The organism is Streptococcus australis, assembly GCF_901543175.1.
Classification (GTDB): domain Bacteria; phylum Bacillota; class Bacilli; order Lactobacillales; family Streptococcaceae; genus Streptococcus; species Streptococcus australis_A.
This window is the reverse complement of the sequence record NZ_LR594040.1, coordinates 1,558,673-1,581,713: the sequence shown is the minus strand read 5'-3', so window position 1 is coordinate 1,581,713 and position 23,041 is coordinate 1,558,673. Positions and strand designations below refer to the sequence as shown.

The 23,041-nt window shown below is 43.1% G+C and carries 23 protein-coding genes and 1 pseudogene; 19 read left to right on the top strand and 5 right to left on the bottom strand.

Going from position 1 to position 23,041, the window contains the following annotated elements:
• Nucleotides 1–19: 19 nt before the first annotated feature.
• The 10 genes from FGK98_RS08180 to yidD all read left to right on the top strand — a co-directional run bounded on the left by FGK98_RS08180 (nucleotide 20) and on the right by yidD (nucleotide 6,187).
• Complete coding sequence (locus FGK98_RS08180) at nucleotides 20–265, top strand: YneF family protein (protein ID WP_009730641.1); 246 nt, start codon at nucleotides 20–22, stop codon at nucleotides 263–265.
• A 206-nt stretch (nucleotides 266–471) separates the two neighbouring features.
• Nucleotides 472–1,266 carry a glutamate racemase gene (gene racE / locus FGK98_RS08175; protein WP_138100772.1) on the top strand — a complete coding sequence of 265 codons (795 nt, stop codon included), beginning with the start codon at nucleotides 472–474 and terminating at the stop codon, nucleotides 1,264–1,266.
• A complete protein-coding gene (locus tag FGK98_RS08170) occupies nucleotides 1,224–2,234 on the top strand; it encodes a nucleoside-triphosphate diphosphatase (RefSeq protein ID WP_455164707.1) in 1,011 nt (336 codons plus the stop codon). Before racE ends, FGK98_RS08170 begins: the two co-directional genes overlap by 43 nt.
• Nucleotides 2,210–2,731 carry a metallophosphoesterase gene (locus FGK98_RS08165; RefSeq protein ID WP_001118938.1) on the top strand — a complete coding sequence of 174 codons (522 nt, stop codon included), beginning with the start codon at nucleotides 2,210–2,212 and terminating at the stop codon, nucleotides 2,729–2,731. Before FGK98_RS08170 ends, FGK98_RS08165 begins: the two co-directional genes overlap by 25 nt.
• On the top strand, nucleotides 2,728–3,189 hold the full coding sequence (gene cbpB / locus FGK98_RS08160) for a cyclic-di-AMP-binding protein CbpB (protein ID WP_138100770.1): 462 nt from the start codon (nucleotides 2,728–2,730) through the stop codon (nucleotides 3,187–3,189). Before FGK98_RS08165 ends, cbpB begins: the two co-directional genes overlap by 4 nt.
• A complete protein-coding gene (gene xerD, locus FGK98_RS08155; protein WP_277871365.1) occupies nucleotides 3,186–3,920 on the top strand; it encodes a site-specific tyrosine recombinase XerD in 735 nt (244 codons plus the stop codon). Before cbpB ends, xerD begins: the two co-directional genes overlap by 4 nt.
• Entirely contained in the window at nucleotides 3,920–4,654 is a 735-nt protein-coding gene (locus FGK98_RS08150; RefSeq protein ID WP_138100768.1) for a segregation/condensation protein A, read from the top strand. The genes xerD and FGK98_RS08150 overlap by 1 nt, the downstream gene beginning before the upstream one ends.
• Nucleotides 4,655–4,666: 12 nt before the next feature.
• Nucleotides 4,667–5,236 (top strand): SMC-Scp complex subunit ScpB, encoded by a 570-nt coding sequence (gene scpB, locus FGK98_RS08145; RefSeq protein WP_138100767.1) that lies wholly within the window; start codon nucleotides 4,667–4,669, stop codon nucleotides 5,234–5,236.
• Nucleotides 5,223–5,945, top strand: coding sequence for a pseudouridine synthase (locus FGK98_RS08140; protein ID WP_138100766.1), 723 nt, complete (start codon nucleotides 5,223–5,225; stop codon nucleotides 5,943–5,945). Before scpB ends, FGK98_RS08140 begins: the two co-directional genes overlap by 14 nt.
• Nucleotides 5,945–6,187 carry a membrane protein insertion efficiency factor YidD gene (gene yidD / locus FGK98_RS08135; RefSeq protein WP_138100765.1) on the top strand — a complete coding sequence of 81 codons (243 nt, stop codon included), beginning with the start codon at nucleotides 5,945–5,947 and terminating at the stop codon, nucleotides 6,185–6,187. Before FGK98_RS08140 ends, yidD begins: the two co-directional genes overlap by 1 nt.
• A 31-nt stretch (nucleotides 6,188–6,218) precedes the next feature.
• Here the strand turns inward: yidD and FGK98_RS08130 are convergent, their stop codons facing one another.
• The 4 genes and pseudogenes from FGK98_RS08130 to FGK98_RS08115 form a co-directional block, all read right to left on the bottom strand.
• Nucleotides 6,219–7,184 (bottom strand): siderophore ABC transporter substrate-binding protein, encoded by a 966-nt coding sequence (locus FGK98_RS08130; protein WP_138100764.1) that lies wholly within the window; start codon nucleotides 7,182–7,184, stop codon nucleotides 6,219–6,221.
• A 95-nt stretch (nucleotides 7,185–7,279) separates the two neighbouring features.
• Nucleotides 7,280–8,032, bottom strand: a complete 753-nt coding sequence (locus tag FGK98_RS08125) for an iron ABC transporter ATP-binding protein (RefSeq protein ID WP_138100763.1) — start codon at nucleotides 8,030–8,032, stop codon at nucleotides 7,280–7,282.
• Nucleotides 8,029–8,985 carry an iron chelate uptake ABC transporter family permease subunit gene (locus tag FGK98_RS08120; protein ID WP_138100762.1) on the bottom strand — a complete coding sequence of 319 codons (957 nt, stop codon included), beginning with the start codon at nucleotides 8,983–8,985 and terminating at the stop codon, nucleotides 8,029–8,031. The genes FGK98_RS08125 and FGK98_RS08120 overlap by 4 nt, the downstream gene beginning before the upstream one ends.
• Nucleotides 8,975–9,715, bottom strand: a pseudogene (locus tag FGK98_RS08115) (iron chelate uptake ABC transporter family permease subunit); the annotation flags it as partial. The pseudogene FGK98_RS08115 and the gene FGK98_RS08120, both read right to left, overlap by 11 nt.
• Before the next feature lie 192 nt (nucleotides 9,716–9,907).
• Between FGK98_RS08115 and pepA the strand changes: the two are divergent.
• Entirely contained in the window at nucleotides 9,908–10,972 is a 1,065-nt protein-coding gene (gene pepA / locus FGK98_RS08110; protein WP_138100760.1) for a glutamyl aminopeptidase, read from the top strand.
• Between the two features lie 21 nt (nucleotides 10,973–10,993).
• The gene (locus tag FGK98_RS08105) at nucleotides 10,994–11,290 is read left to right on the top strand and encodes a bacteriocin immunity protein (protein ID WP_125395238.1); all 297 of its coding nucleotides are present in this window, start codon (nucleotides 10,994–10,996) and stop codon (nucleotides 11,288–11,290) included.
• A 93-nt stretch (nucleotides 11,291–11,383) separates the two neighbouring features.
• Here the strand turns inward: FGK98_RS08105 and FGK98_RS08100 are convergent, their stop codons facing one another.
• Nucleotides 11,384–13,015 (bottom strand): Na/Pi cotransporter family protein, encoded by a 1,632-nt coding sequence (locus FGK98_RS08100; protein WP_138100759.1) that lies wholly within the window; start codon nucleotides 13,013–13,015, stop codon nucleotides 11,384–11,386.
• A 340-nt stretch (nucleotides 13,016–13,355) separates the two neighbouring features.
• Between FGK98_RS08100 and FGK98_RS08095 the strand changes: the two genes are divergently transcribed.
• The 7 genes from FGK98_RS08095 (at nucleotide 13,356) to FGK98_RS08060 (ending at nucleotide 23,018) form a co-directional block, all read left to right on the top strand.
• A complete protein-coding gene (locus FGK98_RS08095; RefSeq protein WP_138100758.1) occupies nucleotides 13,356–18,080 on the top strand; it encodes an endo-beta-N-acetylglucosaminidase in 4,725 nt (1,574 codons plus the stop codon).
• Between the two features lie 248 nt (nucleotides 18,081–18,328).
• On the top strand, nucleotides 18,329–19,528 hold the full coding sequence (locus tag FGK98_RS08085) for a phosphoglycerate kinase (protein WP_138100757.1): 1,200 nt from the start codon (nucleotides 18,329–18,331) through the stop codon (nucleotides 19,526–19,528).
• 137 nt (nucleotides 19,529–19,665) lie between these two features.
• Nucleotides 19,666–20,193, top strand: a complete 528-nt coding sequence (locus tag FGK98_RS08080) for an FUSC family protein (RefSeq protein WP_138100756.1) — start codon at nucleotides 19,666–19,668, stop codon at nucleotides 20,191–20,193.
• Nucleotides 20,194–20,269: 76 nt separating this feature from the next.
• Entirely contained in the window at nucleotides 20,270–20,626 is a 357-nt protein-coding gene (gene glnR / locus FGK98_RS08075; RefSeq protein WP_138100755.1) for a transcriptional repressor GlnR, read from the top strand.
• A gap of 36 nt (nucleotides 20,627–20,662) precedes the next feature.
• Nucleotides 20,663–22,009 carry a type I glutamate--ammonia ligase gene (glnA, locus tag FGK98_RS08070; RefSeq protein WP_138100754.1) on the top strand — a complete coding sequence of 449 codons (1,347 nt, stop codon included), beginning with the start codon at nucleotides 20,663–20,665 and terminating at the stop codon, nucleotides 22,007–22,009.
• A gap of 113 nt (nucleotides 22,010–22,122) precedes the next feature.
• Nucleotides 22,123–22,443, top strand: a complete 321-nt coding sequence (locus FGK98_RS08065; protein WP_138100753.1) for a PadR family transcriptional regulator — start codon at nucleotides 22,123–22,125, stop codon at nucleotides 22,441–22,443.
• Nucleotides 22,443–23,018: a DUF2812 domain-containing protein gene (locus FGK98_RS08060; protein WP_138100752.1), complete on the top strand. Its 576-nt coding sequence runs from the start codon at nucleotides 22,443–22,445 to the stop codon at nucleotides 23,016–23,018. The genes FGK98_RS08065 and FGK98_RS08060 overlap by 1 nt, the downstream gene beginning before the upstream one ends.
• The last annotated feature ends 23 nt before the right edge of the window (nucleotides 23,019–23,041 follow it).

Sequence of the window (23,041 nt, the reverse complement as noted above, 5' to 3'; positions counted from 1 at the left end):
AAGAAACAGGAGAAAGATTATGGATCTTATTTTAGCAATTATCTTGATTGTGCTAGCTTTTCTAGGAGGAGCTCTTGGAGGTATGTATTTGGTTCGTAAGCAAATCGAAAAAGAATTTGCTGACAACCCACGTTTGAACGCTGAGGCAGTTCGTGCTCTCTTGAGCGCAAATGGTCAAAAACCAAGCGAAGCCAAGGTACAACAAGTTTACCACCAAATCATCCGTCAACAAAAAGCAGCCCTTGCTAACAATAAAAAGAAATAAATAGGAAAAGTCTGGGATGAAAGTTCCAGACTTCTCACTATGTTCAATAGTTCTCAAGGATAAGACTTTTTCCTTGCATTCTATTGATATTTGATTATGATTAAGAGAGAGGCAGTTGACATTCTATCAAGCTGTCGGTCAAATCGTTCAGGACAAGGAATCATGATGAACTATCAATCAGAAAAGAAGACTAGAAAGAAGACTGTATGGATAATCGACCAATTGGTTTTTTGGATTCAGGTGTCGGGGGCTTGACTGTTGTTCGTGAGCTCATGCGTCAGCTTCCCCATGAAGAAATCGTCTATATTGGAGATTCGGCACGGGCACCCTACGGTCCCCGTCCTGCTGAGCAAATTCGTGAATATACTTGGCAGTTGGTCAACTTTCTCTTGACCAAGGATGTCAAAATGATTGTCATTGCTTGTAATACTGCGACTGCGGTCGTCTGGGAAGAAATCAAGGCTAAACTAGACATTCCCGTCCTAGGTGTGATTTTGCCAGGAGCTTCGGCAGCCATCAAGTCCAGTCAAGGCGGGAAAATCGGAGTGATTGGAACCCCCATGACGGTACAATCAGACATCTACCGTCAGAAAATCCATGATTTGGATCCAGACTTACAGGTGGAAAGTTTGGCCTGTCCCAAGTTTGCCCCCTTGGTCGAGTCTGGTGCCCTGTCAACCAGTGTTACCAAGAAAGTGGTTTATGAAACCCTGCGTCCCTTGGTCGGAAAAGTGGATAGCCTGATTTTGGGTTGTACTCATTATCCGCTCCTTCGCCCTATCATCCAGAATGTCATGGGGCCCAAGGTTCAGCTCATCGATAGTGGGGCTGAGTGTGTACGAGATATCTCAGTCTTACTCAATTATTTTGAAATCAATCGTGGTCGCGATGCTGGACCACTTGATCACCGTTTTTACACAACAGCCAGCAGCCAAAGTTTTGCCCAGATTGGGGAAGAATGGCTGGAAAAAGAGATTCATGTGGAGCATGTAACATTATGACAAACAAAATTTATGAATACAAGGACGACCAGAACTGGTATGTCGGTGTCTGGGATGTCTATGGAGGCATCTACAGTCTCATCAAAGATCCGCTTGAGCTTGATTTTATGGATTTGGCGCGGATTTTTCGTGATGAGGAAAACGGCTTTCCGATTACGATAACGGTGATGCGCTGGTCTTCCAACTTCCGTCTGCTCTCCTTTATCGTTGAGATTTTAAATGCAGAAGCAGGACGTAACTTGGAAGTCATCCAACGTCAGGGAGCCCTGCTCTTGGTTGAAAATGGGCAACTCCTGCATGTAGAATTGCCTAAAGAAGGAGTCAATGTAGAAGCCTTCTTTGAAACCAGCAAGGTTAGAGAAACCTTGTTGATAGCGACTCGTAACGAAGGCAAGACCAAGGAATTCCGAGCTATCTTTGACAAGCTAGGCTATGATGTGGAAAATCTCAATGACTATCCAGATCTGCCTGAAGTAGCTGAAACAGGCATGACCTTTGAAGAAAATGCCCGCCTCAAGGCAGAAACCATTTCCCAATTAACAGGCAAGATGGTTCTAGCAGATGACTCAGGTCTCAAAGTCGATGTCCTTGGTGGCTTGCCAGGTGTCTGGTCAGCTCGTTTTGCAGGTGTGGGAGCAACTGACCGGGAAAACAATGCCAAACTCTTGCACGAATTGGCTATGGTCTTTGATCTCAAGGACCGTTCGGCTCAATTCCATACAACCTTAGTCGTAGCCAGTCCAAACAAGGAAAGTTTGGTTGTTGAAGCAGACTGGCCAGGCTACATTAATTTTGAACCTAAGGGTGAAAATGGCTTTGGCTATGACCCGCTCTTCTTAGTAGGAGAAACGGGTAAATCCTCAGCAGAATTAACCCTAGAAGAAAAAAATAGCCAATCTCACCGCGCCTTAGCCGTTAAGAAACTTTTGGAGGTATTTCCATCATGGCAAAGCAAACCATCATTGTAATGAGTGATTCCCATGGCGATAGCTTGATTGTCGAAGAAATTCGTGATCGCTATCTGGGGAAAGTCGATGCCATTTTTCACGATGGTGACTCTGAACTCCGTCCTGATTCACCACTATGGGAAGGTATCCATGTCGTCAAAGGCAACATGGACTTTTATGCTGGCTACCCAGAACGTTTGGTAACTCAACTTGGTCCGACCAAGATTATCCAGACGCATGGACACTTGTTTGATATCAATTTCAACTTTCAAAAGTTGGACTACTGGGCTCAGGAAGAAGATGCCGATATCTGTCTCTATGGTCACTTGCATGTTCCAAATGCTTGGATGGAAGGAAAAACACTCTTTTTAAATCCAGGCTCCATCAGCCAACCACGAGGCACTATTAGAGAATGTCTCTATGCACGTGTGGAGATTGATGACAGCTATTTTAAAGTAGACTTTTTGACACGTGATCATGAGATTTATCCGGGCTTGTCCAAGGAGTTTGCTCGATGATTGCCAAGGAATTTGAACTATTTTTACTGGAGCAGGAAGGGACCTTTCTCACCCCTGCTGAGAATCTAGCAGCTTTGATTGATACCCATAATGCTGACCATGCGATTTTGGTGTTGAGCCAAATCACCTATACCCGTATCCCTGTTGTGACCTTTGACAAACACTTTGTCGGAACCATTGGCCTGAGAGATATTTTGGCTTATCAAATGGAGCAAGGTTTGACAGACGAGCAGATGGCAACTACAGATATCGTCAACATGACCAAGACAGATGTGGCAGTCGTCGCTCCAGACTATAATATCACTGAAGTCCTCCATAAACTGGTCGATGAACCTTTCTTGCCGGTCGTAGACGATGAAGGAATTTTCCAAGGAATTATCACGCGCAAGTCCATCCTCAAGGCAGTCAATGCCCTCTTGCATGACTTTAGTAAGGAATATGAGATTCGATGCAAATGAGAGATAGCATTTCAGCCTTTTTAGAGAAAAAGCAGGGCTTGTCTGCTAATTCAAAGCAGTCTTATAAGTATGATTTAGAGCAATTTTTAGATATGATAGGGGAGCGGGTCTCTGAGACCAGTCTCAAGATTTACCAAGCCCAGCTAGCCAATCTAAAAATGAGTGCCCAAAAGCGAAAACTTTCGGCCTGTAACCAATTTCTCTACTTTCTCTATCAAAAAGGAGAGGTGGACAGTTTTTACCGCTTGGAATTAGCCAAACAAGCTGAAAAGAAGACCGAAAAGCCAGAACTGTTAGACCTAGAGTCTTTTTGGCAGGAAAGTGACTATCCAGAAGGACGCTTGCTAGCGCTCTTAATCCTAGAAATGGGACTCTTGCCTAGCGAGATTTTAGCTCTTAAGATTGCGGATATCAATCTGGATTTTCAGGTGCTGCGAATCAACAAGGCTTCCCAACAGAGGATTGTCACTATTCCCACGACCTTACTTTCAGAATTGAAACCCTTGATGGGGCAGACCTATCTTTTTGAAAGGGGAGGGAAAGCCTATTCTCGTCAGTGGGCCTTTCGTCAGCTGGAGTCCTTTGTCAAGGAGAAAGGTTTCCCAGCCTTATCAGCTCAAGCCTTGCGGGAACAGTTCATTCTAAGACAAATAGAAAACAAGGTCGATTTGTACGAAATAGCAAAAAAACTAGGATTAAAAACAGTCCTGACCTTAGAAAAATATAGATAATGGATATTAAATTAAAAGATTTTGAAGGGCCATTGGACTTGCTCTTGCACCTGGTTTCTAAGTACCAGATGGATATCTACGATGTGCCAATCACAGAAGTCATCGAACAGTATCTAGCCTATGTCTCAACCCTGCAGGCCATGCGTCTAGAAGTGACGGGTGAGTATATGGTCATGGCCAGTCAGTTAATGCTGATCAAGAGCCGCAAGCTTCTTCCAAAGGTGGCAGAAGTGGCTGATTTGGAGGATGACCTGGAGCAGGATCTCCTCTCCCAAATCGAAGAATACCGCAAGTTCAAACTCTTGGGTGAGCACTTGGAGGCTAAGCACCAAGATCGGGCCCAGTACTATTCCAAAGCGCCGACAGAGTTGATCTACGAAGATGCGGAGCTTGTGCATGATAGGACGACCATTGACCTCTTTTTGGCTTTTTCAAATATCCTAGCCAAGAAAAAAGAGGAGTTCGCTCAGAACCACACGACCATTTTGCGGGATGAGTATAAGATTGAGGATATGATGGTCATCGTAAAAGAGTCCTTGACTGGACGGGACCAGTTACGTTTGCAGGATTTGTTCAAGGAAGCCCAGAATATCCAAGAGGTCATTACCCTCTTTTTGGCAACCCTAGAGTTAATCAAAACCCAGGAGCTGGTCCTCGTGCAAGAGGAGAGTTTCGGAGATATCTATCTCATGGAAAAGAAGGAAAAAAGTCAAGCGGAGCAAGGTTTGACTTGATAGAGAGGAAAGATGAGTACTTTAGCAGAAATAGAAGCGCTCTTGTTTGTAGCAGGTGAAGATGGGATTCGAGTCCGTCAGTTGGCTGAACTCCTATCGCTTCCCCCGACAGGCATCCAGCAGAGTTTAGAAAAATTAGCCCAAAAGTATGAAAAAGACCAAGAGTCGAGCTTGTCCCTGATTGAGACAGGGGGCGCTTACAGATTGGTGACCAAGCCTCAATTTGTAGCGATTTTGAAGGAATACTCCAAAGCTCCCATCAACCAGAGTTTATCTCGGGCGGCCCTTGAGACCTTGTCTATCATTGCCTACAAGCAGCCGATTACGCGGATAGAAATCGATGCCATCCGTGGTGTCAACTCGAGTGGCGCCTTGGCAAAGTTGCAGGCCTTTGACTTGATACGAGAAGACGGGAAAAAAGAAGTGTTGGGTCGTCCCAACCTCTATGTGACTACGGATTATTTCTTAGATTACATGGGGATCAATCATTTGGAAGAATTGCCAGTGATTGATGAGCTTGAGATTCAAGCGCAAGAAAGCCAATTATTTGGTGAAAGGATAGAAGAAGATGAGAATCAATAAATATATTGCCCACGCAGGTGTGGCCAGTAGGAGAAAAGCAGAAGAGCTGATCAAGCAAGGCTTGGTGACGGTCAACGGCCAAGTGGTGCGTGAACTAGCAACCACCATCAAGTCAGGTGACAAGGTTGAAGTTGAAGGCCAACCTATCTACAACGAAGAAAAGGTCTACTATCTTCTCAATAAACCCCGCGGAGTGATTTCTAGTGTGACAGATGACAAGGGCCGCAAGACTGTTGTCGACCTCTTGCCCAATGTCAAAGAGCGCATCTATCCTGTGGGACGTTTGGACTGGGATACATCAGGTGTCTTGATTTTGACCAATGATGGGGATTTTACAGATGAGATGATTCACCCTCGTAATGAGATCGATAAGGTTTATGTGGCGCGTGTCAAAGGTGTTGCCAATAAGGAAAACCTTCATCCCTTGACACGAGGAGTGGAGATTGAGGGCAAGAAAACCAAGCCTGCTGTCTATGAGATTCTCAAAGTGGATCCAGTCAAAAATCGCTCAGTAGTGCAGTTGACCATCCATGAAGGGCGCAACCATCAGGTTAAAAAGATGTTTGAAGCTGTCGGTCTTCAAGTGGATAAGTTGTCACGGACACGTTTTGGACACCTAGACTTGACAGGCCTTCGTCCGGGAGAATCCCGTCGTCTTAATAAAAAAGAAATCAGCCAACTACACACCATGGCTGTAACTAAAAAATAATGAAACGAATCTTAATAGCACCAGTGCGTTTTTACCAACGTTTTATTTCACCAGCCTTTCCCCCTTCTTGTCGCTTTGAGCCTACTTGTTCCAACTACATGATTCAGGCTATTGAAAAACATGGCTTCAAGGGTGTTTTGATGGGCTGGGCTCGAATTCTCCGATGTCATCCCTGGTCGAAAATAGGCAAGGATCCTGTGCCAGACCACTTTTCACTTAAACGAAATCGAGAAGAAAAATAACCCAACATCAGGTGATGTTGGGTTTTCTTACTTATTTCAAAGCTTTTTGAGCGTCTTCGATCATGAGTTTGGTTGATTCAAGTCCGCCTCCGCTTAGATACCAGAGGTCTGGTGTTAGTTGGATAATCTTGCCGTTTTTAGCAGCAGGAGTTTCAGCGATAAGGGCATTTTCTAGGACACCGTCGTTACTAGAGTTGTCACCACCAATGGCAAGGGTACGGTTGATGACAAAGAGGATGTCGGGATTGATTTCTTTGACACTTTCAAAGCTGACTTCTTGTCCGTGGCGAGAGTCTTCGAATTTAGTGTCAGTTGGCTTGAATTTCAAGGTTTGATACAAGAAAGAGAAACGAGATTGGGCACCAAAGGCAGCCATTTTTCCTTCATTGAGGAGGATAGCAAGGGCTTTTTTGTCAGAATTTTCATTTTTAGCAGCGACTTCTTGGATGCTCTTGTCTAGGTTGGCCAATTCTTCCTTGGCTTTCTGTGTGCCTGTTTCACCAAAGGCGCTTGCTAAGGATTGAATGTTGGTTTTAGTTGAAGCCCAGTAGTCTTCTTTTCCTGTTTGGAAGAGAACAGTCGGAGCGATTTCTTTGAACTTATCTACGAATTTTTGGGTACGTGGAGAAGCAATGATCAAATCTGGTTCAAGAGCAGCAATGGCTTCAAGGTCTGGCTCAACCATAGAACCAACATTTTTAACTTTTCCAGCAAGGTCTTTTAGGTAAGCCGGAACAGTTTTTGTAGGCATTCCGACGATATTTTTTTCAAATCCTAATGCTCGAATGGTATCCGCAGCACCGAGGTCGAAGACAACGATTTTCTCAGGAACTTTTGAAAGAGTGACATCGTCTAGTGAGCTTTTAATAGTTACTTCTGTTGGAGCAGAATTGCTTGTCTCCGTCTGGTTGGTACTTGAGTTTGTACTACATGCACCAAGGAAAATCAAGAAGCTGGCCGCTAGGGCAGTGAGATAAAGTTTAAGGGATGTTTTCATGATTTCTCCTTTTTAAAATATAATAACAATTTAGGTAGTCTCTTGCTCTTAGTGACTAAGAGACAGAGTTTCCTCTAACACGAGTTTCTGAGTTACTAGCTATAGATACAGATCTTTTTTCCATTGATATCAGCTAGCGTGATGGGAATCTCATAGAGTTGACTGAGCAGGTCAGCCTGCATGATTTGATCTGTCCTTCCCTTACAAAAGACCTGGCCGTCTTTAAATGCAACAATTTCATCCGCATACTGACTGGCTATGTTGATATCGTGGAGGACGATGATAATGGTCTTACCTAGCTCTTCCACTAGTCGCTTGAGAATCTGCATCATGCTGACGCTTTGCTTGATATCGAGATTATTGAGCGGTTCGTCTAGCAAGATAAAGTCCGTATCCTGGGCTAGTACCATGGCGATAAAGACCCGCTGGAGCTGGCCTCCAGACAGGCTATCGATGTAGCGGTCTTTTAGGTTTGTTAGTTCCAGATAGTCCAGTGTTTCTCGGATTTTTTCCCAGTCTTCTGGTCTCAGTCGACCTCGACTGTAGGGAAAACGTCCAAAGCTGACCAGTTCTTCAACAGTCAATTTGGCTTGGTAATTGATTTTCTGCTTTAAGATGGTCAGTTCTTGAGCAAGTTCTTGCGAATTCCAGCTCTCGATTTCACGGCCTTTGATACTGAGAATCCCCTGATCTTTCTTGGTCAGTCTGCTCATGATGGAGAGGAGAGTCGATTTTCCAGCACCATTTGGACCAATAAAGGCAGTCAGTTTCTGAGGACTGACTTCAAGGGTAATGCCTTGCAAAATATCCTGTTTTTGAATGGATTTGTCAATGTTTTCCAGTTTCACCGACGTGCCCTCCTGTAAAGTAAGATAAAGAATAAGAAACCACCCACACTCTCGATGATCATGCTGATGCGAATTTCCAGCGCAAAGACTCGTTCGATGAGGGCTTGCCCCAAGGTCAAACTGATAAATCCGACCAGAATGGCCACGATAAAGAGTAACTTGTGCCGATAGTCTTTGACAATCAGGTAGGTGAGGTTGGCCAGCATAAAGCCGAAGAAGGCCATAGGCCCTACCAAAGCAGTTGCCGTTGAGGTCAAAAGTACGATGCCCCAGAGGAGCTCTTTCTGTTCTTTTTCGACATCGAGTCCCAAGATCTGAGCCGTTTCTCTTTGCAGGTGCAAGACATCCAGAATGACTGCTTTTCGAAAGAAAAAGATTGTCAAAGCAAGGATAATCAGAGAACCGATGGCTAGGATGGAAGTGTTGAGATGTTGAAAGGAGGCAAAAAGACTGTTTTGCAGTTTATCGTATTCGTTTGGATCCATCAGGACCTGAAGGAAGGTACTGATATTTCGGAAGAGACTTCCGAGTGCTAGACAGATTAGCAGAATGAAGACCAAGTCCTGTTTCATCAGTGTCTTCAAGTAGCCTTGTAAGGCGAGAAAGAAGAGGGATTGAACAAGAAGTAAGACTATAAATTCTAAGATAGGAGACTTCCCAAACTGCAGAAATTTGCTCTCAAAAACCAGTAGCAGGGTTTGTAGCAAGACATAGAAGGATTCGATTCCCAAAATATTAGGCGTCAGAAAGCGATTTTCCGTCAGCGTTTGAAAACTAATGGTCGAAATCCCTGTCGCGATAGCTACCAAGAGATAAACGATGATTTTTTGGGAACGCAGCTTCCAGGCAAAGGCAGATAGGTGGCTAATGGGCCAAAAGTAGAGAAGACAAGCTCCAATTACAAGAATAATGAGAAGCCCGAAGAGTTTCATATGATTGCTTTTAAGCTGCATCTTTTCGTCCCCCTCTCCAGAGAAGTAGGATAAAGACGAGGCTACCGATGATTCCTAGTAGGAGACTGACAGATAGTTCATAGGGCCGAATCAGAACTCGAGATAGGATATCGCAAGCCAGAACCAGATTGGCGCCAACCAGTGCGACGATGAGTTTGGTTTGGCTCAGATTATCTCCATAGCGCTTGCGAACAAGATTGGGAACGATGACCCCGAGAAAGGGCAAACCACCCACGGTAATCATGGTGACACTTGTCGTTAGTGCCACCAGAAAGAGGGCCAGCTTTTCAAGCAGGGAGTAGGAAATCCCCAAACTCTCGCTAGTTTCTTTTCCTAGATTCATGATGGTAAAGGTTTGGGACAATTTCCAAACGGCAATTAGGATAAATAGGCTTAAGAAGAGCCACTCATACTGATGGGTCTGTATCATGGAGAAGGAGCCCTGGGTCCAAGCAGTCATACTCTGAACCAGATTGAAACGATAGGCGATAACTTCTGTGATAGAACCGATAATCCCGCTATAGATGATCCCAATCAGGGGCAACATCCACCTTTCCTTTACAGAAAAAATAGTCATAAAGGCTAGGAAGAAGAGGGTAAATACGATGGATGAAACAAAAGCAAAGAGCATCTTTTGGGTCAGACTAGCAGACGGAAAGACAAAGAGGCTCAGCACCATTCCCAGTTTGGCGGCTTCTGTCGTTCCGACTGTACTCGGTGCAGCAAACTGATATAAATGTAACATGATTTCTTTAATCTGTCAATAAATATTCTGACAATTTAATGTAAAAAATGAGAAAATTTCCTGAAACAAGTGCTAGTTCCTTCTTTTATAGGATAAACTTGTAAAACCCAATCCACCTTCCCACTATCCTTCTCCTATAAAAAGTGGTAAAATGGAGGACAGAAAGAAGGAACTGATATGACAACATTATTTTCAAAAATCAAAGAAGTAACAGAGCTTGCTGCAATCTCAGGTCATGAAGCGCCTGTCCGGACTTATCTTCGTGAGAAGTTGACACCGCACGTGGACGAAGTGGTGACAGATGGCTTGGGTGGTATTTTCGGTATCAAGCATTCAGAAGTTGCGGATGCACCACGCGTCTTAGTCGCTTCTCACATGGACGAAGTTGGTTTTATGGTCAGCAAAATCAAAGCGGATGGTACCTTCCGTGTGGTTGAAATCGGTGGTTGGAATCCTATGGTGGTCAGCAGCCAACGCTTTAAACTCTTTACTCGTGACGGTCGTGAAATTCCTGTGATTTCAGGCTCTGTTCCTCCACATTTGACTCGTGAAAAGGGTGGACCAACCATGCCTGCTATCTCGGATATCGTTTTTGATGGTGGTTTTGCGGACAAGGCTGAGGCAGAAAGATTTGGTATCCGTCCGGGTGACACCATTGTCCCTGATAGCTCCGCTATCTTGACAGCCAATGAAAAAAATATCATCTCAAAAGCTTGGGACAACCGCTACGGTGTTCTTATGGTGAGTGAGTTGGCAGAAGCCCTATCAGGTCAAAAGCTTGGCAATGAACTCTATCTGGGCTCTAACGTCCAAGAAGAAGTTGGTCTTCGTGGTGCTCATACTTCCACAACCAAGTTTGACCCAGAAGTCTTTCTAGCAGTTGACTGTTCACCAGCAGGTGATGTTTATGGCGGTCAAGGCAAGATTGGGGATGGAACCTTGATTCGTTTCTACGATCCAGGTCACTTGCTCCTCCCAGGAATGAAGGATTTCCTTTTGACAACGGCTGAAGAGGCTGGTATCAAGTACCAATACTATTGTGGAAAAGGTGGAACGGATGCTGGGGCAGCTCATCTGAAAAATGGCGGTGTTCCTTCTACAACTATCGGTGTTTGTGCTCGTTATATCCATTCTCACCAAACCCTTTATGCTATGGATGACTTCCTAGAAGCTCAAGCTTTCTTGCAAGCTTTGGTGAAAAAATTAGATCGTTCAACGGTTGATTTGATTAAAAATTATTAAACATAAGGGAGGTTGCTCGGGATGGCAGAACCAAATCTAGAAAGCCTTATAAAAGATCTCTACAATCATGCCCGTCAGGGCTTGAGTGACGATTTAGTCGCTGCTCTCCTAGAGACTGCTAAGAAACTGCCTACTACAAATGAGCAGTTACTAGCAGTCCGTCTCTCAGGTCTGGTCAATCTTGAATTGTTCAGAAATCCCAAACACCCAGCACCTGAATTGATCAACTTGGCTCGCTTTATCAAAAGAGAAGAAGCTAAGTACAGAGGAACCGCGGTTTCTGCTATTATGTTTGGAGAGCTCTTTAAAATGCTTTGATTCCATTGTGAATCAAAGCATTTTTTACGTTAGAAAAAATATTCTTGATTAAGAGACGAAAAAACCACCTAAGTCAAGGTGATTTCTTACCTATTAAATCTGTTCAGCGATGACCTTCTCAGCAAGGTTCATGGCGTGGTCAGATACACGAGTGTAGTGGGAAATGATGTCAATAAAGTTGACCCCGGCTTGTGTTGAACACTCACCCTTGTTAAGGCGTTTGATGTGGGTCTTTCTGAGAACACGTTCCATATTGTTGATTTCTTTATGGCGTTCAATCAGACTTTGAGCTTTTTCGATATCATTGTTTTCCACGCTATCAAGGGCATCCTTGATAAAGCCAGTAGTTTTTTGATAAATATCAGCCAATTCCTGCAAAGCAGCTTCAGAGAACTGAACATTTTTACGTTGAAGGTAGTCAGTCAGATTGATTAGGGCTTCTGCATGGTCCCCAATCCGTTCCAAATCACGGGATGAATCCAGGATGTTGGTTAGCACTTCACTTTCTTTCTGGCTAAGGGCCTCGCTTGAAAGAGTAATAAGATAACGAGTCAATTTTTCATCAATGGTGTTGATGGCTTCTTCTGTCTTGTGGCCTTTTTCAGCAACCTTTTCATTGAGGTCAATGATGTAGTTGTATGAAAGGTCAAAGGCTTTAGAAGCATAATTTCCCAAGTGAAGGAGTTCTTTCTTCGCATTTCCGAGAGCGATTGATGGAGCTTGTTTAATCAAATGCTCATCAAGATAAAGCGGCTCGTACTTGACAACTTCATCTTCACCAGGGATGAGCTTAGTTACAAAGAAAGCCAAAGCTCCGATGAAGGGAAATTGTACAATGGTGTTACTTACGTTAAAGGCACCGTGAGAGAAGGCAATAGTCATCTCAGGTGAGAGGTGAAGGAGTGCTTGGAAGTACTCAATCATTGACGTAAATGGGCCTAATAAGATTAAGCAAAGAATAGTCCCTAAAACGTTAAAGGTGACGTGGGTTGCAGCAACGCGTTTCGCAGAGACATTGGCTCCAGCTGCCGCGATGATAACTGTTAGGGTTGTCCCGATATTATCTCCGAAGAGAACTGGTAGAGAACCTTTAAGGTCAAGGAATCCACCTGCATAGAGACCTTGCAAAATCCCGATTGTCGCGGAAGAAGCTTGGATGAGAACGGTAATCACTGCACCGGCAAAAACTCCTAACACAGGATTTTGTCCCAAGGTTACCATGTATTCCTTGAATTGTGGTAAATCTTTAAGAGGGCTCATACCGGCACTGATGAGGTTGAGGGCGTAGAAGATTCCCCCTACACCAAACAGGATGCGCCCGATATTGTTTGCTGTTCTGTTTTTTGTAAAGAATAGGAACATGGTTCCAAGGAAAATCAAGGGTAAAGCATACTCGCCAAGCTTGAAACCGATGATAAAGGAAGTGACGGTGGTTCCGATGTTGGCTCCCATGATAATTCCGATAGCCTGTCTAAGAGTTAGAAGGCTAGCGCTGACCAGTCCAACCGTGATAACTGTAACCCCTGTACTTGACTGAATCAGGGCCGTCACGACAATCCCGACTAGAACACCTAAAAAGGGATTGCTGGTGTACTTGTCGATGTAAAAACGAAGGCGATCTCCAGCAGCTTGTTGCAAACCGTCTCCCATGGTCTTGATACTATATAAGAATAGCCCCAGACCACCTAAAAAGTGAAATAAAATTTCCTGCCAATTAATGGACATTTCTTTTTCCTCCGAAAAATAATAACGGAATTTCTCCTATTCTATTTTAAAGGATAATAGGAAATCCCACAAGTGTTTTCTTGATATTTTAGTAAGAAATCGCTAACTTTTTTAAATTTCTTCCTTAAATAGAGTTATCACCTCAAGTATAAATGTTTGAAAGGATTGTATCCAAATTTAACTGTTTCTTATCCTAGTTATAGTTTTTATGTCAAATAGATTGACATCGCTTTCATATAAGATAAAATGAAGATAATCCTGTTCTGGTGGTGTCCGCTAAGAACAGTTGCTTTTATCTAAAAAGTAAAGCGCTTACTTTTTATTTTATTTGGAGGATAAGATGAAAGATCTATTTTTTGAAAAACGTTGCCGTTACAGTATTCGAAAGCTATCAATCGGAGCTTGTTCCTTGATGATTGGTTCAGCTCTATTTGCGAGTCCAGCCCTTGCCGAACAGATCTCTGTCCCTGAGGCAGTTGCAAATACGAGCGCTCAGGCTACAAGCACTAGTGAAACAGCGAGTCCAGACACTGCAGTCATCGAAAAACAATTAGAAAAAACTGAAAACAAAGTAGCTGAGCAACCAATTTCAGAAAACTCTCCAGCAATAGCTGATTTGCTCAATGAAAAAGAAGAGGCAAAGCCAGCTCCGACAGAAAAAGTTGAGGAGCCAGCTCCAGCAACTGACAAAGAAGGAGTCAAGTCTGAGGACGCTCCTCAGGTGGTTGACAATAAAGCCGACAAACCAAGTCTAGCAGACGTTCCTAAAAATGAAGAGAAGAGTCTCCGACCAAAAGAAATCAAGTTTGATACTTGGGAAGATTTGTTGAAATGGGAACCTGGTGCGCGTGAGGATGATCCCATCAACCGTTCCTCAGTTGAACTCGCCAAGCGCCATAGAGGTCAGCTGGTTAACGAAAAAGCAAGCAGAAGAGCCAAGGTTCAGGCGCTAGCAAATACCAACTCAAAGGCTAAAGACCACGCTTCCGTTGGTGGAGAAGAATTCAAGGCCTACGCCTTTGATTACTGGCAATATTTGGATTCAATGGTCTTCTGGGAAGGACTAGTCCCAACTCCAGACGTCATTGATGCTGGGCACCGTAATGGTGTGCCTGTTTATGGAACCCTCTTCTTCAACTGGTCAAACAGCATTGCTGACCAAGAGAAGTTTGCTGAGGCTTTGAAGCAAGATGAGGATGGCACCTTCCCAATTGCACGAAAACTCGTTGATCTCGCTAAGTATTATGGATTTGATGGCTATTTCATCAACCAGGAAACAACGGGGGAATTAGTAGCACCTCTTGGTGAAAAAATGCGCCAATTCATGCTCTATACAAAAGAATACGCAGCTAAAGTCAACCACCCAATCAAGTATGCTTGGTACGATGCCATGACCTACAAATATGGTCGTTACCACGAAGATGGACTGGGAGAATACAACTACCAGTTCATGCAAAAAGAAGGTGACAAGGTCCCTGCGGATCAATTCTTTGCCAACTTTAACTGGAACAAGGAAAAGAATGACTACTCAGTAGAGATGGCCAAATGGCTAGAACGTAGCCAGTATGATGTCTTTGCAGGCTTAGAATTGCAACAAGGTGGTTCATATAAGACCAAGGTCAACTGGGATGCTCTCTTAGATGAAAATGGCAAGTTGCGTTTGTCACTGGGACTTTTTGCGCCGGATACGATTACCAGTCTAGGAAAAACAGGTGAAGACTACCACAAGAACGAGGATATCTTCTTCACAGGTTACCAAGGAGATCCAACGGCCCAAAAACCAGGCGATAAAGAATGGTATGGAATTGCCAATTTAGTTGCGGACCGCACTCCGGCAGTAGGCCGGACCTTCACTACCTCTTTTAATACAGGTCATGGTAGAAAGTGGTTTGTAGACGGCAAAGTTTCTAAGGATTCTGAGTGGAACTACCGTTCTGTTTCAGGTGTCTTGCTAACATGGCGCTGGTGGCAGACTTCAACGGGTGAAAAACTCCGTGCAGAATATGACTTTACAGATGCCTACAATGGCGGAAACTCTCTTAAATTCTCAGGTGATGTAGCTGGTAAGACGAACCAAGATGTGAATTTGTACTCTACCAAACTAGAAGTAACGGAGAAAACCAAACTTCGGGTTGCCCACAAGGGAGGAAAAGGCTCGAAAGTTTATATGGCCTTCTCTACGACTCCAGACTATAAATTTGAGGATGCAGATGCATGGAAAGAACTGACTCTTTCTGAAAACTGGACAAATGAAGAAATTGATCTTAGCTCACTAGCAGGTAAAACCATCTATGCAGTTAAACTCTTCTTCGAACATGAAGGTGCTGTAAAAGATTATCAGTTCAACCTAGGACAATTAACAATTTCAGACAATCACCAAGCACCGCAAGCTCCAACAGGTCTCTCTGTGGTGAAGCAATCTCTTAAGAATGCCCAAGAAGCTGAAGCAGTTGTTCAATTTACGGGTAACCAAGATGCAGATTTCTATGAAGTCTACGAAAAAGACGGTGACAACTGGCGTTTGTTGACAGGTTCATCTGCTTCAACCATCTACTTGCCAAAAGTTAGCCGTTCTGCTAATGCGACTGGTACAACGCAAGAATTGAAAGTCGTTGCAGTTGGTAAAAATGGACTCCGTTCAGAAGCTGCAACTGCGTCATTCAACTGGGGCATGACTGTTCAGGACACAACTCTCCCAAGACCTTTGGCTGAAAATATTGTTCCAGGGGCAACGGTTATTGGCAGCACTTTCCCAAATACTGAAGGCGGTGAAGGCATCGAAGGCATGTTGAACGGAACGATTACAAGTCTATCGGACAAGTGGTCTTCAGGACAATTGAGCGGTAGTGTTGATATTCGTTTGACCCAACCGCGTCGTGTTGTCAGATGGGTAATGGATCATGCGGGAGCTGGTGGTGAGTCTGTTAACGATGGTTTAATGAATACTAAGGACTTTGATCTTTACTACAAGGATACAGATGGCGAGTGGAAGCTAGCTAAGGAAGTCCGTGGCAACAAAGCGCACGTTACGGATATCACTCTTGACAAACCAATTACTGCCCAAGATTGGCGCCTAAAAGTTATCACCTCAGATAACGGAACACCTTGGAAGGCCATTCGTATCTACAACTGGAAGATGTATGAAACACTAGATACAGAAAGTCGAAATATTCCAATGGCTAAGGTAGCTGCCCGTTCACTTGGAAACCATCAAGTTCAACTTGGCTTCTCTGCTGTTCCAGCGGGTGCAACCATCACCGTTTACGACAAGGCTGATTCAAAAACACCAATTGCAACTTTAAAGACTGAAACTGGAGGCGACCTAGCAACAGCACCATTGGCCTTTGACAAACAACCAACTCTCCTCTACTATCGTACCCAACTCCCTGGCAAAGAAATCAGTAACACCTTGGCAGTAGCGATTCCGCAGGATGAAAGAAAAATTGCTGCAGTTAGTCTTGAAAAAGGGCCTAAGAAGACAGTTTATAAAGAGGGAGAAAAACTTGACCTTAGAGGCGGCACTCTCCGTGTTCAATACGAAGGGGGGCAAGCAGACGAGCTGATTAACCTTACTCACTCAGGTGTGACTGTTTCTGGATACGATGCTCATCAAAAAGGGGAACAAAACCTAACACTTCAATACCTTGGTTTACCAGTGTCAGGTGATCTGAAAGTCCAAGTGACAGGACAAAATGAAGGAAAACCAAAAGAAGTAGCAGGATTGTACATTACTCAGAAACCGAAAACAGACTATCTAGTAGGTGATCAACTGGATCTCTCTGAAGGTCGCTTCGGTGTTCTCTATGATGATGAGACAGAAGAGACTCACAGCTTTACTGATGAAGGTGTTGAAATTACGGGCTACAATGCTCAAAAGACTGGCCGTCAAACCTTGACCCTGCATTACAAGGGGCACACCGCTGAGTTTGATGTCTTGGTTTCTCCAAAAGCAGCTGTCAACGATGAGTACCTCAAACAAGAAATCACTGCTGCTCAAGGCCGTCAGTCAACCCTTGCCTACACCTTCTCAAGTGAGGACAAACAAGCAGCACTAGTAGAGAAGCTCACTGCAGCGAAAGCTGTAGCAGAAAACCACAATTCTAGTCAAGAAGAAGTCAACCAGGCTTTGAATGAGTTGAAACAAGCTGGGACAGACTTGGATGGAAATCAACGTTATCAAACTGCTAGAGAAGAATTGGAAGGCTTGCTCGAATCCGTCCGTGAAAAAGATTCTCAAGATGAGTTGATTGCCCAAGCTGAAGCTTTGTTGTCTTCACAAACACCAACTCCACAAGCTTTTGCGGACATGAAAGAAAAGTTGAATAAGAAACTAGCTCCTGCAGAAGAAAGCCATCATGTTGGTAGCATGGATCCAAATGAAGTGGCCCCGACGGTTGATGCCCTCCCTGAACTAGTTATTGAAACTGAAACAACAGCCTTTGAACGTCAGGAGCGACCAAACTCCGAATTTCTCAAAGGACAACGCCGTGTTGTGCAAGCTGGAGTTGAAGGTCAAGTTCGCCACTTTGTAGAAGTAGATACCCAAGGCAAACGCACTCTTCGTTCGACTGAGGTAGTCAAGGAATCAATCCCAGAAATCACCGAAGTTGGTACAAAAGTTCTATCGAGCAACCAACCAGCTGAAGGTGTGAAAGATCTAGTTTTAGAAATTCCGAAACTAGAAATTGAAGAGGGGACAGTTTCCTTCGAACATCAGGAGCGACCAAACGCCGAGCTTCTCAAAGGACAACGCCGTGTTGTGCAAGCAGGAGTTGAAGGTCAAGTTCGTCGCTTTGTAGAAGTCGATGGTCAGGGCAAACGTACCCTTCGTTCGACTGAAGTTCTCAAGGAATCTATCCCAGAAATTGTTGAAGTAGGAACGAAAGAAGAGCAAGTCTCACAAACAATGGAGCAAACGCCTTTAGCTGTACCAGCAAAAATTGAAGTAGCAAGCAAAGAACTTCCAAATACTGGACTAGAAACAGATACTGGTCTGGTAGCACTGGGACTTCTCGGAGTGATGAGTGCCTATGGACTTGTAGCTTTGAAAAAGAGAGAAGACTAATCGGATTTACGAATCTTGAATTTTCTCATAAAAACTAAAAAACAAGGTTTGACTGAAGATCGGTCAGGCCTTGTTTTAACTAGTTTTTCTTGCATTAATTAGTTATTTGGCAAGTTTTTTCTAGTTTTAATTTTAAAAAAAGTAGTTTCAGTTGCAAGAATGAACTCGAAAAGTTTAGGGTTTTGCTATCTCTTTTGTTGATTTTGTGATATAATTAACACGTATAAAAAAAGAAGGAGTCATATCTAATGGCAAAATTGACTGTTAAAGACGTTGACTTGAAAGGGAAAAAAGTTCTCGTTCGTGTTGACTTCAACGTACCTGTTAAAGATGGCGTGATTACCAATGACAACCGTATCACTGCAGCTCTTCCAACTATCAAGTACATCCTTGAACAAGGTGGACGTGCAATCCTCTTCTCTCACCTTGGACGTGTAAAAGAAGAAGCAGACAAAGAAGGTAAATCACTTGCTCCTGTAGCTGCTGACTTGGCTGCTAAATTGGGTCAAGACGTTGCTTTCCTTCCAGGTGTAACTCGTGGTGCTGAATTGGAAGCAGCAATCAACGCTCTTGAAGATGGACAAGTTCTCTTGGTTGAAAACACTCGTTTCGAAGATGTTGACGGCAAGAAAGAATCTAAAAATGATCCTGAACTTGGTAAATATTGGGCATCACTTGGAGATGGTATCTTCGTAAACGATGCATTCGGTACAGCTCACCGTGCACACGCATCTAACGTTGGTATCTCAGCAAACGTTGAAAAAGCAGTTGCTGGTTTCCTTCTTGAAAACGAAATTGCCTACATCCAAGAAGCAGTTGAAGCTCCAGAACGTCCATTCGTGGCTATCCTTGGTGGTTCAAAAGTTTCAGACAAGATCGGTGTTATCGAAAACTTGCTTGAAAAAGCTGATAAAGTTCTTATCGGTGGTGGGATGACTTACACATTCTACAAAGCTCAAGGTATCGAAATTGGTAACTCACTTGTAGAAGAAGACAAATTGGATGTTGCGAAAGCTCTTCTTGAAAAAGCAAACGGTAAATTGATCTTGCCAGTTGACTCAAAAGAAGCAAACGCATTTGCTGACTACACTGAAGTGAAAGACACCGAAGGTGAAGCAGTAGACCCAGGTTTCCTTGGTTTGGATATCGGTCCAAAATCTATCGCTAAATTCGACGAAGCTTTGACTGGTGCCAAAACAGTTGTATGGAACGGACCTATGGGTGTATTTGAAAACCCAGACTTCCAAGCTGGTACAATCGGTGTCATGGATGCTATCGTGAAACAACCAGGCGTGAAATCAATCATCGGTGGTGGTGACTCAGCTGCTGCAGCCATCAACCTTGGACGTGCAGACAAGTTCTCATGGATCTCTACTGGTGGTGGAGCATCAATGGAACTCCTTGAAGGTAAAGTATTGCCAGGATTGGCTACACTTACAGAAAAATAATCTTTCGTAAATGAAACGATGAAAAGAGGAACTTTGTTTCCTCTTTTTCTTGTAGCTTGAATTAAAAACGTTTCCGATTGATTTTGGCTCATAAAATCAACTAAATTATGATAAAATGGAAATAGAAAGTTGAGATTATGGGTTATTTTAAAAAATATAAATTTGATAAGTCACAGTTCAAGCTTGGTCTACGAACCTTTAAAACCGGAATTGCTGTTTTTTTAGTTCTCTTGATTTTTGGATTTTTTGGTTGGAAGGGGCTTCAAATTGGGGCTTTGACAGCAGTCTTTAGTTTGAGAGAAAGCTTTGATAAGAGTGTCCATTTTGGAACATCACGCATTCTAGGAAACAGTATCGGTGGTTTCTACGCCCTTGTTTTCTTCCTCTTAAACACTCTATTTCAAGAAGCCTTTTGGGTGACCTTGCTGATTGTTCCAATTTGCACTATGTTAACCATTATGACAAATGTCGCCATGAACAATAAGGCGGGAGTTATCGGCGGAGTTTCGGCGATGTTGATTATTACCCTATCGATACCGAGTGGAGAGACGATTTTGTACGTGTTTGCGCGTGTATTTGAAACTTTTATGGGTGTATTTGTGGCAATACTCGTGAATTATGATATTGAGCGTTTCAGAAATCTTTTGGAGAAAAAAAGAAAATAATGTTACATTTTGTGACATTATTGATTGACGTATCTATTTTTTTAGACTATAATAGACAGAAAGAAGGAAATTGTAAATGAAGGAAAAAGAATTTCGTCGAAATATGGCTGTTTTTCCTATCGGTAGTGTGATGAAGTTGACCGATCTATCGGCGCGTCAGATTCGTTATTATGAAGATCAAGAGTTGATAAAGCCTGATCGTAACGAAGGGAACCGTCGTATGTATTCGTTGAATGACATGGATCGTTTGCTTGAGATCAAAGATTATATCTCTGAAGGTTTCAATATCGCTGCCATTAAGAAGAAATACGCTGAGCGTGAGGCGAAATCCAAGAAAGCAGTGAGCCCAACGGAGGTGCGTCGTGCACTTCATAATGAGCTCCTCCAACAGGGACGCTTTGCTTCAGTGCAGTCACCTTTTGGTCGCGGTTAGGCAATCGCAAGTAGTCAAAAATTAAGGAGTAAACTCATGCCAATCACAGCTGCAGATATTCGTCGTGAAGTCAAGGAAAGAAATGTTACCTTTATTCGTCTCATGTTTTCAGATATCTTGGGAACTATGAAGAACGTCGAGATTCCTGCTACAGATGAACAGTTAGACAAGGTCTTGTCAAACAAAGCCATGTTTGATGGATCTTCTATTGAAGGTTTTGTACGTATCAACGAATCAGATATGTACTTGTACCCAGACTTGGATACATGGACAGTCTTCCCTTGGGGAGATGAAAACGGAAGTGTTGCAGGTTTGATCTGTGATGTCTATACAACAGAAGGCGAACCATTTGCAGGTGACCCACGTGGCAACCTCAAACGTGCTCTTCGTCACATGGAGAAAGTAGGATTCAAATCCTTTAACCTTGGACCAGAGCCAGAATTCTTCCTATTTAAGTTGGATGAAAATGGAGACCCAACACTTGAAGTAAATGACAAAGGTGGCTACTTTGATTTGGCGCCTACAGACCTTGCGGACAACACACGTCGTGAAATCGTTAATGTCTTGACTAAAATGGGATTTGAAGTAGAAGCTAGTCACCACGAAGTTGCGGTAGGACAACATGAAATCGACTTCAAGTATGATGAGGTTCTCCGTGCTTGTGATAAGATTCAAATCTTTAAGCTCGTTGTTAAAACCATTGCTCGTAAACACGGTCTATATGCAACCTTTATGGCCAAGCCAAAATTTGGTATTGCTGGCTCAGGTATGCACTGTAATATGTCCTTGTTTGATGCAGAAGGAAATAATGCCTTCTTTGATCCAAATGATCCAAAAGGAATGCAGTTGTCAGAAACAGCTTACCATTTCCTTGGTGGTTTGATCAAGCACGCTTACAACTATACTGCCATCATGAACCCAACTGTTAACTCCTACAAACGTTTGGTTCCTGGTTATGAAGCGCCTGTTTATATTGCTTGGGCTGGTCGTAACCGTTCGCCACTTGTGCGCGTGCCCGCTTCACGTGGAATGGGAACTCGTTTGGAATTGCGCTCAGTGGACCCAATGGCTAACCCATACATCGCTATGGCTGTTCTTTTGGAAGTTGGTTTGCATGGTATTGAGAACAAAATCGAAGCTCCAGCTCCTATCGAAGAAAATATCTACATCATGACAGCAGAAGAACGTAAAGAAGCTGGTATTACAGATCTTCCATCAACCCTTCACAACGCTTTGAAAGCTTTGACGGAAGATGAAGTTGTCAGAGCGGCTCTTGGAGAACATATCTATACTAGTTTCCTTGAAGCTAAACGAATTGAATGGGCAAGTTATGCAACCTTCGTTTCACAATGGGAAATTGATAATTATCTAGACCTTTACTAATAGAGAAGAAAGATTGCCTCAGGGTGGTCTTTTTTCTTGCATTTTATATCGAGGTGTGATATATTTTATATAACGAAGTGCGATATATCGAACTAAATAGGAGGTCTGGTTAAATGGAATTAACAGATAAGATTAGACGGGTCTATCTGCCGATGACTGAAACGGGTTTTTATATTCTGTTCTGTCTGCAAAAGGAGAACCATGGCTATGGTATTACCCAAAAAGTTAAAGAGATGACAGATTCACAGGTTTCCATTAGTCCTGGGACCATGTATGGAACCCTGTCAAAAATGGAAAAGGATGGTTTGATTTCCTTTGTCCGAGAAGAGGAAAAACGTAAAATCTATCAGATTACTGACTTGGGCCGGAAAGTGTTAGAAATTGAATTGAAACGTATTGAACGGCTCTACAGAAACAGTCTGGAGGAAGGATGATGGAAAAGAAGGTTGTTTATAGAATTGCTACCATTGCGGATTATGATAGAGAGGCTTTCTATCTTAGAAAAATGCATGCTGAGGGCTGGAAACTCAAGGAAGTAAGCTACTCTAACTTAGTAGTTGCGGTTAAGTATACTTTTGAAAAGTGCCAACCGGAACAGGTGGCTTATCAGTTGGACTTTTATCCCATGAAAAAATCAGAGAGGGCCTCCTATTTACAACTATTTAAAGACTGTGGCTGGGAGCATATTACAGACTTTAATGGGTTTTCCTATTTTAGAAAACCACATTCTGAAATTGAATCGGATTCAGAGTTTGAAATTTATAATGACTCGGCTGGGAAGTTAGCTATGGTCAAACGTATTTTAACAATGCGGATGCTTCCCATTTTGGTTCTCTTTTCAGCTTTACTACCGGTTTTCTCAAAGTTTCTCAGTAGATTTAGTTCTTTCAATTGGGAATTGTTTTTGATTTTCATAATAGATTGGGTTTTATTGATAGTTTTTGCGATTCAGATTTCTTATATTTTTTGGAGATTGAGTCAAAAGTGGAAAGAATTATCTAATAAATAAGACCAGTCATGTTTTCTAATTTT